This is a genomic window from Anaerohalosphaeraceae bacterium, from assembly GCA_035378985.1.
GTDB lineage: Bacteria > Planctomycetota > Phycisphaerae > Sedimentisphaerales > Anaerohalosphaeraceae > JAHDQI01.
On the sequence record DAOSUR010000009.1, the window covers coordinates 1 to 12,666 of the forward strand.

The 12,666-nt window shown below is 54.0% G+C and carries 9 protein-coding genes and 1 tRNA gene; 2 read left to right on the top strand and 8 right to left on the bottom strand.

Annotated features, from left to right (window positions below; translation table 11 throughout):
• From PKY88_07780 to PKY88_07815, 8 genes are all read right to left on the bottom strand, one after another.
• Nucleotides 1-1,094, bottom strand: a 1,094-nt coding sequence (locus PKY88_07780) for an alpha-L-rhamnosidase N-terminal domain-containing protein (GenBank protein ID HOQ05095.1), incomplete at its 3' end; no start/stop codon positions are given.
• Nucleotides 1,091-2,005 (bottom strand): alpha/beta hydrolase, encoded by a 915-nt coding sequence (locus tag PKY88_07785; protein HOQ05096.1) that lies wholly within the window; start codon nucleotides 2,003-2,005, stop codon nucleotides 1,091-1,093. The genes PKY88_07785 and PKY88_07780, both read right to left, overlap by 4 nt.
• Before the next feature lie 187 nt (nucleotides 2,006-2,192).
• Nucleotides 2,193-2,280: transfer RNA gene (locus PKY88_07790), tRNA-Ser, on the bottom strand.
• Between the two features lie 56 nt (nucleotides 2,281-2,336).
• Nucleotides 2,337-2,816, bottom strand: a complete 480-nt coding sequence (tadA, locus tag PKY88_07795) for a tRNA adenosine(34) deaminase TadA (GenBank protein ID HOQ05097.1) — start codon at nucleotides 2,814-2,816, stop codon at nucleotides 2,337-2,339.
• 13 nt (nucleotides 2,817-2,829) lie between these two features.
• Nucleotides 2,830-6,141, bottom strand: coding sequence for a hypothetical protein (locus PKY88_07800; GenBank protein HOQ05098.1), 3,312 nt, complete (start codon nucleotides 6,139-6,141; stop codon nucleotides 2,830-2,832).
• Nucleotides 6,142-6,178: 37 nt separating this feature from the next.
• The gene (locus PKY88_07805; GenBank protein HOQ05099.1) at nucleotides 6,179-7,753 is read right to left on the bottom strand and encodes a DUF5060 domain-containing protein; all 1,575 of its coding nucleotides are present in this window, start codon (nucleotides 7,751-7,753) and stop codon (nucleotides 6,179-6,181) included.
• 9 nt (nucleotides 7,754-7,762) lie between these two features.
• Entirely contained in the window at nucleotides 7,763-10,894 is a 3,132-nt protein-coding gene (locus tag PKY88_07810; GenBank protein ID HOQ05100.1) for a DUF6298 domain-containing protein, read from the bottom strand.
• 192 nt (nucleotides 10,895-11,086) lie between these two features.
• Nucleotides 11,087-11,506 carry a hypothetical protein gene (locus tag PKY88_07815; GenBank protein HOQ05101.1) on the bottom strand — a complete coding sequence of 140 codons (420 nt, stop codon included), beginning with the start codon at nucleotides 11,504-11,506 and terminating at the stop codon, nucleotides 11,087-11,089.
• A gap of 108 nt (nucleotides 11,507-11,614) precedes the next feature.
• Between PKY88_07815 and PKY88_07820 the strand changes: the two genes are divergently transcribed.
• Entirely contained in the window at nucleotides 11,615-11,893 is a 279-nt protein-coding gene (locus PKY88_07820; GenBank protein ID HOQ05102.1) for a hypothetical protein, read from the top strand.
• A 275-nt stretch (nucleotides 11,894-12,168) separates the two neighbouring features.
• Nucleotides 12,169-12,495 carry a hypothetical protein gene (locus PKY88_07825; protein HOQ05103.1) on the top strand — a complete coding sequence of 109 codons (327 nt, stop codon included), beginning with the start codon at nucleotides 12,169-12,171 and terminating at the stop codon, nucleotides 12,493-12,495.
• The last annotated feature ends 171 nt before the right edge of the window (nucleotides 12,496-12,666 follow it).

Genomic DNA, 12,666 nt, shown 5'->3' on the forward strand with positions numbered 1-12,666 from the left:
CCCGGCTCCGGCTCCTCAATCCTGACTGATTTGAAGACCCGTACGGTCTTCATCGGTGAAAACATGGAAGCGGATAATCGTCCGCCCGGACCTGCAGTCCGTACAGCCAAAGACCACCGGGAATCATCAAATCCCGGTTCCGCCCAGCCGGCCGGAAGCCGTCGGGCATCATAGCTGCTGCCGCCGAGAATCGCATTATGAAGATAAGGGCCGTATGTCCATTTCCAGGAATCATCCGTACAGACAATCTGTTCCGAACCGTCTTTGTAAACAATCCGAGCCTGCAGAATCAGCTTCAGGGGGCGGTCGGCCTTGACAAAATGAATGCGCCGGTCTCCCTTTGTATTGTAAAACCCCTTTCCCAGCATCACGCCGAAGGTATTCGGCCCCTCCCGAAGGGCATCCGTAATATCAAAGGTATCGTAATAAACTGTCTTTTCATAGACGGACCAGGCGGGGGCCAGAAAATGGTCGCCGACCTTGCCGCCGTTCAGATACAGCTCATAATGTCCCAGTCCGCTCACAAAGACAAAGGCCTTTTGAACGCCGGCTTTTACGGCAAAGGTTTTTCGGAAAATCGGCAACGGATAAAGAGAGGATTGAGGCTGTGAGGCCTGAATCCATTCGGCCTTCCAATCCTGGTCATTCAAAAGTCCCGTCGTCCAGCGAGCCGGACGGCTCCAGGCCCAGCGGCGGCCCTGCCGGTCCCAGACCTTCACCTTCCAAAAATAAAAAGATGCCGACTTGAGCAGCGGGCCTGCATACTCCACATTCACAGACTGGCCGGAAAGAACTTTTCCGCTGTCCCAGATATCTGCTTGACCCTCCGCCAGCTTTTGTTCGGACGAAGCAACCAGAATCTGATAAGCGGACTGGAACACCCCCTGCCGCGCCGAGTGAATCACCCAGCTTAGACGAGGTCTGGGGGTGTCGATTCCCAGCGGGTCGGTCAGATACTCGCATCGCAGAGAATCAACCGCAAAACCGGTCTGACCAGAAGGGCCCAAAAACAATTGACAGCCCCCGAAAAAGAGACCTTCAAAACCGGCAAGCCAGATGCAAAAAAACTTCCATTTTGTGAATGTGGCTGTCATTTCGGCTTCTCAGAGGCGGCGGATTTTCCCTTCAGGTGCTTTTCGAGGAATTCCCGGGTCAGCCGCGGGACATTCGGGTCGCGAAACATACCATGTCCGCCCCCTTTGACGGTATAGAAAATCACCGGCACCCCCGCCTGACGAAGGGCCTCATCCAGCAAAATGCTCTGATGATAAGGCACAACCGGGTCCTGATCGCCGTGAACAACCAGGAACGGAGGATCCTTCGAGGACACGTAGGTAATTGGATTGGCTTTTTGAACTTTGTCCTTATTTTCCTGAATCGGCCCTCCGATGAGCAGCGAGGCCGGCGAATCGGGGGAATTGTGAACCATCCCGCCCGGCAGACGGTGATCATCCATCTGCAGGAAATCCGTCGGCCCGAAATAATCGACAACGGCCTGCACCGCACTGGAAAACTCAAGATGCTCCCCCTTGTCGAACTCTTTCGTATCGCCGGTTACCCCCAGCATAGCCGCCAGATACCCTCCAGCCGAAGGCCCCCAGGCGGCGATATGATTGGGGTCAATCCGGTAGTCCCCTGCATGGCATCGAAGCCAGCGGACCGCCGCCTTGCAGTCTTCAACCTGAGCCGGAAATTTGGCGTGCTGGCTGAGTCGATAATTGATAGACGCAACGGCATAGCCGTCCCTGACATACTCCAGCGGAACCCCCTGTTCCTTGCTGCCCGCCAGAAAGGCCCCGCCGTGAATATAGACAATCAGGGGAAAATTCTCTCCTTCGGCGGGCAGATACAAATCCAGCTTGTGCCGTTCGTGCCCGCCGGCCGCGTAAGCCAAATCCCGATAAACCGGCCCGGCCTTTTTCTCAGAAAGGTCAGAAGCAGAGCCGGCCATTCCGAGGGAAAAAATCAGCCATGGAGTGAGAAGGACAAAATAACGGAAAGACATAATCAGACCCCTTTCTAAAAAACAAAACCGGAGAGGGCGGGATTCGCTTCGCGGCTCCTTCGGTGTCGAACCCGCTTGATGACGCATCTGCGTCCTGCGGGTTCTCATCCCGCCCGGGGAAAAACTAAGGACAATTCCGCTGTCGAGAACACAGCCCCTTTTCCCCTATGTTAACCACCCGGCAAACCGGAGAGGGCGGGATTCGAACCCGCGGTAGAGACAAGCCCTACACAGCCTTTCCAAGGCTGCTCGATCAGCCACTCCGACACCTCTCCATACAGTCGGCTATCTTACCGGCAAAAAGGACAGGATGCAACCGGAAAAATCAGGTTTATCGTTCGATGTTTTCGCTTCGCCGACGATGAAAGAAGGCCTGCAGCTGCGCCCGGCAGTCGTCGGCCAAAATTCCGGCGGTCACTTCGAGGCGGTGATTCAGACGCGGGTCCTGAACAATATTGTACAGACTGCGGACGGCACCGGTCTTCGGGTCATCCGTTCCGTAAACCAGCCGGTCCAGACGGGCCAGCACCAAAGCGCCGGCACACATCGGACAGGGCTCGAGCGTGACGTAAATGGTACAGCCGTTCAGCCGCCAGTTGCCGATATATTCGGCAGCCTGGGTCAATACAATGATTTCCGCATGAGCCGTCGGGTCGTTGAGCTGCTCCCGCTGATTATACGCCCGCGCAATCACACGGTCCTCATACACAATCACACAGCCGATCGGCACATCGCCGTTTTCCTCGGCGATATAGGCCTGGTCAATGGCCATGCGCATATATTGTTCATCTTTGGACAAGGGACCTTCCATTCTCCGCCTTTCGTCAGTTCAGCCGAATTGTCAGGGGTTCCAGATTTTCCGAGGCGGCGATTTTACAGCCGTCCGCATAGACTGACAAGCCCTTTCCCCGTCCATACCGCAGGCCCGTTCGGTCCCACAGAATCGTCAGGTTCCGCCCGCGGTACGGCACATTGTCCAGGCAGAACCAATCCCAGCGTTCCTTCGGAACCAGCGGGTCAATCAAAATATCCTCTCCTTCCGAAGGCACCAGCCCCGCCAGACCGGTAATCACCAGGTCGCAGAAGGTCGAATGGTTGTAAAAACGGCTTCGATTGGAATCCGGCGTCAGCCATGCACCTGTCTTTTCGTCGAGATATTCCCCGATATAGGGCTTGGCGTCCCGGCGGTGGCTGCGCGCGTAGGTGAGCATGGCATCAAAAAAGTCCTCGCGGCTCACATACGGCTGCGAATACTGTCGAAGCAGATGGGCCAGAGCCGTTAAGGTCTGGCTGGTCGCAAAGGGCCAGACGGCCCCGTCCCATTCGCAGGTGCCGACGCCGTGACTGCGAAAAGCCGGATGCCGCCGCTCCGCCGTGGTAAGCCCCATCGGAGCCCAGAAGCCCTCCGGGTCCGTCAGCTGCCGCCAGGCCTCTTCATACCCTGCATCCGGCAAATTAAAATACCACGGAATAAAGCCGATGGCCTCGCGGACATCCACGGGCGTCATATCGGGACGCAGAACCTTAAAAAATTTCGCCTGCGGGTCCCACAGGTGCTCCTGAATCAGATGTTTGAGCTTTGCGGCCTGCTCGGCATACTGACGGGCCAGCGAATCACGCCCGGCCATTTGAGCAATCTTCGAAACCGCCAGCATATTCGCATACAAATAGCAGTTCAGCGGCGGACGAATGTTTTTCTCTTTTCGCGAACCGCTGATGGATTCCTCCATCCCGTCACGCACATCAAACTGCCAGAACAGACCGTTTTCCAGCCCCTTTTCCGCCCGCCAGCGCTCCAGGTCCTCGACAAATGCATCCAGCAGGCCAATCAGAAAATCCTTGTCCCGATGAACCCAATACCGCCGATACAGCGCCCACGTCGCCCAGTTGCTGTATTTGTGAAAATGGGGCTGAAGGGAGCCGTTGTGTCCGGTGTACCAAAAGCGGGCGTAATCATCGATGAGCTGCTGGTCCCGCAGCCAGGTGCCTTCATAGATGTGATGGCCGACGGCACAGCTGATGGTGTTGTAAGGGCCGCTGTGGCTGACCTTGTCGAGAAACTCTGTGAGCACAAAACCGCTCGGCGTCTGTTTGATATGCTTGCGAAAGGTCCACCAGCGGAAATAATAAATCTCCTCCAGTTCCCTGTCGGGACATTCGAAAAAAGGGATGTTCCGCTTTATCCAGTCCCATGCCTGAGCATTCGGAACCGCATTGACAATCGGTTCCTCATCCATTTGATTGAAGGCATCGACATAGCGGCGAAAGGAGTCCGGATTCAGGACGGACTCGGTGATGTCTTCAGCCCGGAAATCCTGGAGATAAAAGACCGCCGGTGCAACCGGCTCATCCGCCCCCGGTTCATCCCAGCCGGGAATGAATTCGCTGCCGCTCTTGTACTTCTGGACATCGTCCGTCAGCCGATACCGTCCGGTGCGGAACTCGATGCGATGAGGAGTCCCTTCCGGCATTCCGAACGCGGCTTTTTGCAGAAGAGGTTTCTCATCCAAAAACAAATCGAAAGAGCGGTTTTTCGAATCGATTTGAAACCGGAATGTGTGCCATTGCCCTTGAACCAATTTGGCAAAAGAACGGTATTCTCCGGATTGCGGATTGAAAAGAAGGCCGTTCCGCTGCGTATCGATTCGCAGCGGGATCAGCCGGTCCCCTTTTTCTGAAAGGATTTCGATATCCAGCACCTCCCGCGGAGACTGGACATACAAACGGAAGGAGATGGAAAGGCGGGGGCTTTTCTGAAAGACCCGGACCGCCTTGGCATAATCATAGGGGTCTGTGTCCTTGAGCATCAGGCTTTTTTCCGTCCGGCTGGGAAACTCTGCGATTTCCACCGGACACCATTGCGGCGAATAAATATTCCAGTCCGGGACATATCCGCCGGTTTCCATTCGGCTGAAATCATCCGCAACCGGCCCCTGCACCTGGCCTTTTACGGGAATGGGAATGCGGGCAATCCAGATGTCTTCTTTGCTGACCGAATATACAACCCAGAGGTCATCCCCGGGCGGGTTGCCGTTGCCTTCGACGATGCCGCGGACGTACTGCGGGCCGGGCCGCTTTTCCCGCCCCCAATACCGCTTGGGCGGCACTTCCCCATGCACGACAAGGAGATTGTCAAAATGAATTCCATCCTCGCCTGTTGCAACACAGAGCGGATGACGTGCCTCGCTGCCCGTCGGATTATAAACCAGCGCATACCGTCCGTCATCGGTTCGCTGGCCCCAGATTTTGGCCCCGCCGTACGTGAGCGTTTCGCAGCGAACCGGATAGGACCACGTCTCGCCCTGGTCGCGGCTGATGGTCACCCAGCGGTCTTTGAAAAAGCCAACAATGACTCCATCAGGACGGGTATAAAAGCAGAAGGCCTTGCCGGGCTTGCTGCGTCCCTGAGGCGGCGGCCAGGTCACCCGATAAAAATCATCGCGGTCCTGTGCAAACTGGTCTTCCTCCCACCACTGGATCCGCCGAACCTTATCCTCCAGAAACGCATTGCACGCAAAAACGAAACCGACATCATTTGATTCCGTATAAAGCGGATACAGCAGCGGCCCTGTCCAGTTGTCATTGACCCGAATGAAGTAAATCGGGCCCAGTGAATCATCCGGACGGATTTCCCGCACCACCCTGCCGATGCCGTCACTGTACGGCGAGCCGTAAAAGCCCATCGTCAGGAAGCGTCCGTTGGGAGCGATGTAAAACCCCATCCTCTGGTGCATATAGGGATAGGTGATTTGGGCCTTTTCATCCGCCAACGGATAGATGGGAAACAAAACCTGCGGGCGGCTCCAGTGCCTGCCGTCTTTGGAACGGGTCAGCATTGTGGCACCGGGCGGAATATGCTCTCCAAAAGGGTTGGTCAAATAATGACAATAAAACTGCCCGTTCGCATAGGCCAGCATCGGCGCATGGTTGTACGTCCAGCCCAGCCCGTCCGACCATTCCGGATGGCTTCGGTTGGCCCGCAGAATCTGGTAGTTATGAACCCCGACGGCGGGAGGCAGCTGTCCATCGTGGTAGCCGGTTTTGTAGTCGCTGTTGGAGGTTTTTACGGCTCCGACAAACCGAACGGGCTCTTGTTCATCCCCCGCAGACCGGAGGAGACCGGATAGACAAAACATCAAACCAACCGACAAGCGAACAATTCTCGAGTGATTTTTAGTCCACACACTGCAGCCGAAGGGCCATATACGGCCTGCCGGGCATCTGAATAGTCCGCCGTTTAACATCTGCATAGACATACTGATCCAGTTTCTCCACTTCAAATGTATCTTCCACCGATTCAATAGTCATATTCCAAGTATCAATCCGTTCTGCGCGAAACCGCATTCCGTTTTCCAGGCCCTTCTTCGGCAGCCGAAAGGTCCATTTTCGAATGGGCTCTTTCCCGAAGTAAATCAGATAATATCGACCCGGCCGGCCGGCGATATTGGTTTCATAATACTGGTCTATCGGTTCCAGACCCTCCGGCGGACCGGACTCCACAATTTTTCGGAGAAAGCTGATCCGCGGCGGACTCTGTCCTCGAAGTGTCCCCCCTGCAGATGTCCACGGAACATCCGATATCGAAATTTTCAGGGCTTCCCCATGGGTGGCATACGCCCCGCCGATATAGGCGGACCAAAACCGAAAGGCCATCTCCTCTCCCGACAGCTGTCCCCATCGGCGGTCAATGTTGCCCTCATAATTAATTTCATCGAGAACTATCGGCTTTTTGTAGATATCCCGCAGCATCGGCGCTATCCCCAGATAGCGGGCCGCCATATAGTATTGAAGACTTACGTGAGTGACCCAGGTTTTGGTATAATCATAAATCCGGTCCGCATTGTGCATGGAGCGAAGGTGCTGATACGGGTCTTTTTCCTGCACCAGACAAAAGAGAGCATCCCAATCCTCATCCGTCAGGTTCTGAATAAAGCTGTTTTCATTCGCCAGGGACCACCAGATATTCCGAAAGGCCGCCAGACGGGCAATCACATATCGGAGATAAAATCGACGGTCTTCCATGGACATTCGATCGAACCCCCACTCGCCTCGGTCGTACGGATGAAAAAGAATTACGTCGGCCTCAACCCCCAATTCAGACAGCTGAGCAATCCCCCGTTCTATCTTACGAAAGTACTCCGGATTAAACTGCGTAAAATCCCATCCATTCATCCCTTTCTGCTGAAAAGGAAAACAGGTTAAGGCATTGGGGTCGGTGTTGGAACGAAGATTCCCCGGAGGCAGCAGAAGAAAACGTACCTTGTTAAACGGCGAGTTTCGGAGAGTCTGAAGGGTTTGCTGCTGCACGGCATCGGGCTGAAAAAACCACTTGTAAATCGTCGTGCCGAATGGGAAAAACGGCGTCCCGTCGGCATAAGCAAAATGATATTGCTCTCTCACTCGAACCGGACCGTGATTGCCCGAGGCCGCAGGAGTGCACACAAACGCTCCCTGCCTTCCATTCAGGTCCGGCAGGCTGCTTTGGACTTCATAAGACCATCTCCCTTCGGATTCCGGCATAAAACGAATTTTATAAACGCCGTTGCCGTCATAAAACCCCTCTGCGGAAACCTTTCGCTCTCCCTGTGTAAAAACAGCACTCAGATGAACATCCGCAAACGGATTGCCCTGGCTCGGTCCCTTGAAAGAAAGTTCGAAGATTCCCCATCGCTGAACGGATGCAGGTTCTTCGGCCCTGCCTTCCGGCAGAGAAATCAAAACCGCCAGAGCAAAAACCCACCCTTTCATTCGAAATCCCTAATTTCTCACAATCCAATAGAAAGCAGGTGCTTCCGCAAGCCACTCCTGCTGAACCAGTTTTTGAACAGATGAAATCTGACCGGTTTCCAAATCGACTCGGCGGATTTCAAACGTTTCTTCGTCTTTTTGAACGGGCAAAGGCAGTTTCTTTCCTTCCGCCGCATAAACCAGATATTGTTTCGGCACGTCAGCCAGAGCAAAACAGTGGGCCGAATCCCCGGGCCAATCGAACGGCTTCATTTTCACAACCGCCTCCAGAAGCGAAGGTTCGGTCTTCGGCGGCAGCGGAGGCAGCGAACCGCCCCCCAGCAGCACGGCCCATCCAAAACGGCCGTCCGCCGAATAAATGACCGCCTTGTCCGGATACCGTTCTCGGTATTCCCGTACAGCCCGAACCACCTGTTCAAAGGAGGCCGGTTTGGGATTGAGCAGGCGGGCATGCTGACGCGGTGCCAAATGTTTGCCCCCCTGCGGAGCGTACAGTGCCCCGTTTTGCTGATACCACCAATACCGAATATCAATCACAGAAACGAGTTCTCGATACTTCGGCTCGGACAAAATTACATCCTGCACGTCTTTTGTGCAGCTGAGAGCAATCAGCGGATTTCTTTGCTTTTCCTGTTTCCACTGCCGGATTGTATCCAGCCAAAAACGGACAAACTCCGCCGGCCCGGTATATTCCGCCGATGTCATCTGAATGACATTTGTATTGTCCGCAAACGCATCCAGACACTGGCGGATATAGGCCTGATGCAGGGCACGTCGGCCGGGGTGACTGACATCATAAAACAAATGGTCCAGAAAAATCCGTTTATCGCTGGCATAGGGCGGCGGCTCCGGAAAACCTGTGTCGTTGATGTTATTGGCAGGCCGCCACGGAAAATCCGCCCAATGGGCCCCGGCCTCCAGCACGTTGTGCTGAAAGTAGTTCTGGTGCAGCAGAACCAGCCCTTTGCGTTCGCACAAATCCGCGAACTCCTTCAGCCGGGCCCAATACCAGGCGTTATAGCGGGTCAAATCATACCGGCTCAGCCCGTCCCAGGCCGTTCCGATACCGCTGCGGTCAAAGGGCTGCTCGTAAAACGGCGGCCGAACATCCCCGTTCATCCGGCGGACACGCTGATGGTCATCCCTCCGGCGCTCATACCAGAGGCCGTAATTGTAATCCAGCACCGCCCTGCCGGACGCCGCCATTTCAGACGTTAATTCCTCCAAATCATCCGTAAACCCCCGTCCGATTCGCCCCGGAACAAACCGGGTAATCCCGATCCCAAAAGACGGAGCCTCATCGGGACGTGTCGTCCCCCTCCACCAGGCAACCCCCGTGCTCGCACCGGCAAGCAGCCTCCCCTGACAGACAAGGAGTCCGTTCACAAGGGAAATCTGCTTTTCCGGCGGATTGGCGGAAACCGTTCGGTTCTTTGTTTCATCCCAAACCTTCTCGAGCGGCTGAGCCGCGGACGTATCGGAGACAATCGGATATTCCTCCGTCAATTTCCCAATAAACTCCGCGAGGGTCGGCATTGGTTTTGAGGAGGCGGCCGCCAATGCCGCCGCTAATTCATAAGAGGGGTTTGTCGTACCGGAAGTATCAACTTTCCACAGACGAATCCGACCTGCCGCCTCTTTGCCAAGCCGCTGGGCCAGCTGGGCCTGATAAAGACTGTCAGGCTTGACAAAATTGTTGGACTGCTCCCACCAGCCGTCGCCTTCGAATTCCGCCCAGCATCCGAACGCCCAGTTCCAGGCGGTCGGGGGTTTGGCGCATTCGATAATCGCCGCATCACACTGCCAGAGAACACAATTGGCGCCGGTCCATCCAATCCCTTCGCCTCGGCTGCCGCGATGGCCTACCCGCAGGGCATTTCCGTCAATTCGCACATTGTCATAAAGAACGCCGCAGGCCCAGCTTTCCAGCGGTCCGCTGTCCTCCAGCGGCTCCCTGGCCCAGCACTGCACGAATGCATTCGGCCCCGGTGCACAGTAGCCGACGGAAAAATCATGCCGCCCCCGCTCAGACCAACACCGAAGAAAAAGGGTCATCTGCCCCATTGTAAAAAAGGAATTTCTTCGCCAGCCGCCTTCCTCAGATACGGGCTCCAGAGACAGGCAATCCTCCACCGTAACCCATTTGGCGGTTTCCCACACCGCCGCCAGCGAACCGGCAAAATGAACGGCCGTCAAGCGGCGAACCCAGACATTTTCGGCATTTTCAATCGTAACGGCCATCCAGGAATGATTCTCATCCTTCGGGTTGGCCGGATTGAATTGCGACACACAGCGGAGATTTTCCACCCCGATATGATGAATCCGTCCGGGCCATTGGTATTTTTGTACGGTGCCGCCGCCCCACCGCTGCTCGAGAGCCGCCGTCAGCGGGGCATCCAGAATGACCCGCCCGCCGTCAACGGCACGAATCACCCGATCCCATCGGATATCGCGAGAGCCAGCCTTCCAGTCAAACTGACCTTTGAGCCCGCCGCCGAACCGATTCATTCCGATATGCTCTATCCATTCCCGGGTGCTGGGCCGGGTAATCACCACCGTATCCCCGACGGAAAAGCCCTCCGTATTCTCCAGACGAAGGGAATAGGAGCCGACCGGAACCATTTCATCCTGAATCTGAACCGCCTGCCCCACTCCGGAACGGTCATTCTTTCCGGCAATACGAATGAGGGTTCTGCGGTCCGTGCCGGCGGCAATCAGGACCGTGCCATCCTCATCCATTCCCTCGCCGCGCAAAACCACCCCGGATGAACGCAGAATCAAGCCGCCCTGCAGGATATATCGCCCCCGACGCAGCAGAACAGCTCCCCGAAAGCCGTCATTATTCAAGGGAAGCGAAGACACATACTCGACAGCCGCCTGAATCCGGGCGGTATTATCGCCCTCAATCGGCTCGACAATAACCCGTACAGGCACATTGGGGATCGGCTTGTCCTGCCCTTCATAGCCGCAGTGAGAAAAATCCGGAATTCGATTGCCCTGCGAATCGGTACCGTACTGAAGGGTTTCATTCGAATCAATTTGGAGGAAAAAGTCAGGTTTACGCTCCTCCGCGCCCGCCCCTGACAAAAAAGAAATCAGAAACAGCACACCGATGCATCCGCACGAACGTGTTTTCATCATTCTCCCTTGCCGCCTCTAACAGACAATTTATTTCGCTGCGTTGAAACCAATCCGCGCCCAACTCCTGACGGGAAAAGAACCGCAAAAAAACAATTATACATTCGGTCTGAAGCTTACACAAACCTTTCTGATTCTTCCGGATACATTTTCCCAACAATTCACGCTGCAAATAACGTTCCGAACGAAAAATTGTCAGGCATCTGAAAGGAATGAACAAGGCAATCTTGCGCCCCAAAAAAGAACATTTCGCGCAAAACACCCCCGCTTTTCAATTTTTTCTCCGCCCAAGTAAACCAAACTGTTTCTCTCAACCCCGCCGCCGGAGCACAGTCCGGCATCCAACGGCCTAAACGGCGTACAGCCGTAACTATGGACGATGTTCAATAGAGAGGAATTTTTGTGATAAGCCAAGACCTGCCGGATACTGCCAAGCCAGTCGTGGACATGCCAGTAGGTCTTATGGACGTTAGCCGGGTTCTCGTAATCCTTCTGCATCAGAATCCGCCCGTCGGCATAGAGATATGATTTTTTCAAAGAACCGTCGGCAGTATCGATTTCACATAGTATTGTAGGCAAATTACCCGAAATGTCTACAATATATTTCCTTCCCACGCGATTACCCGTTTTAGAGAGAGAGGGGGGTACGGGAAAACCCTCCTTGTGTTTGCAAAATACGCTTTTCCAAGAACCTAACTTCCACAAACACAAGGAGGTAGAAAAATGGTACGACATGATTTTATCTTAAGCAAGACCCGAAATTTACTTTCTGTCTTTTTGTCTCCTCTGATGGGCCAAACCGACCGACCCCGGCAGCGTTTTCTTCGTCAAGCCATTGGGGCAATCTTGATAGCCGGCACCCTGGTCGTCACCGACCTGGCTCGCTGGATTCACGATGACTGTTCGGATATCTTCTACCGCCTTAAGCGTCTCCTGAACCATCTGATCAGCCGGGAGGGCGGCTCCATGGCAACCGGCTGGCCCAACGACTGTTTGGTTTGACCAGTCGATTCCAAAAAAAGCCCCGTTTGTTTATTACCGTCTGCTCGACGGCCTGCAACTCTGGGCACGTTTAGACCGTCTCAAGACTACCCTATTACTTCAAATGACTTCATAAAACGGGTAATCGCGTGGGGGTTTTCGGTTAGCCCACATCGCTTAATGGAAATTTTCTGCTTTTCCCCGGAATCCATCTGCTTTCCCCGTATCTATTATCGGAAAGAACCTGATTGGCAGGTTTGAAAAAAAGGAAAACAAGAAAATGAAAGGGTACAAAAATGAAAAAGGCAATGGTATTAATCACGATGGTTGGGTTGCTGAGTATCGGCTTAAGCGTTACTTTTGCAAAATTGGCTTCAGATAAAACTGAAGCAGAGAAGGAATCAAGTTACACCATCAGTGATTCAAATGATGCTGACGAAAATGTGGTCATTCAGAAATTAAGCTTCCAGGAAGCAAAACGGATTCTTGAAAAAATGGGTTATGCTTCGGTAACAATCAACACTGAAGAAGGGGTTCTGACATTTACGGACAAGAGAGGTATAAAGTACGCTCTTACGATTTATAAGGATGGGGATCTAGTACTTTTTTTTGGGATTAAATAAAATATCTCTCTTGAAGATGTAAATAAATGGAATCGCAGAAAACGTCTTTCAAGAGGATATCTTAATAGCGAAGGCGATTCATGTTTGGAATCTGATCTGATAGGTGATGGAGGTGTAACAAAGAGACAAGTAGAGAATTTTATAAGAGTCTTTACTGACATTTCTGTCCCT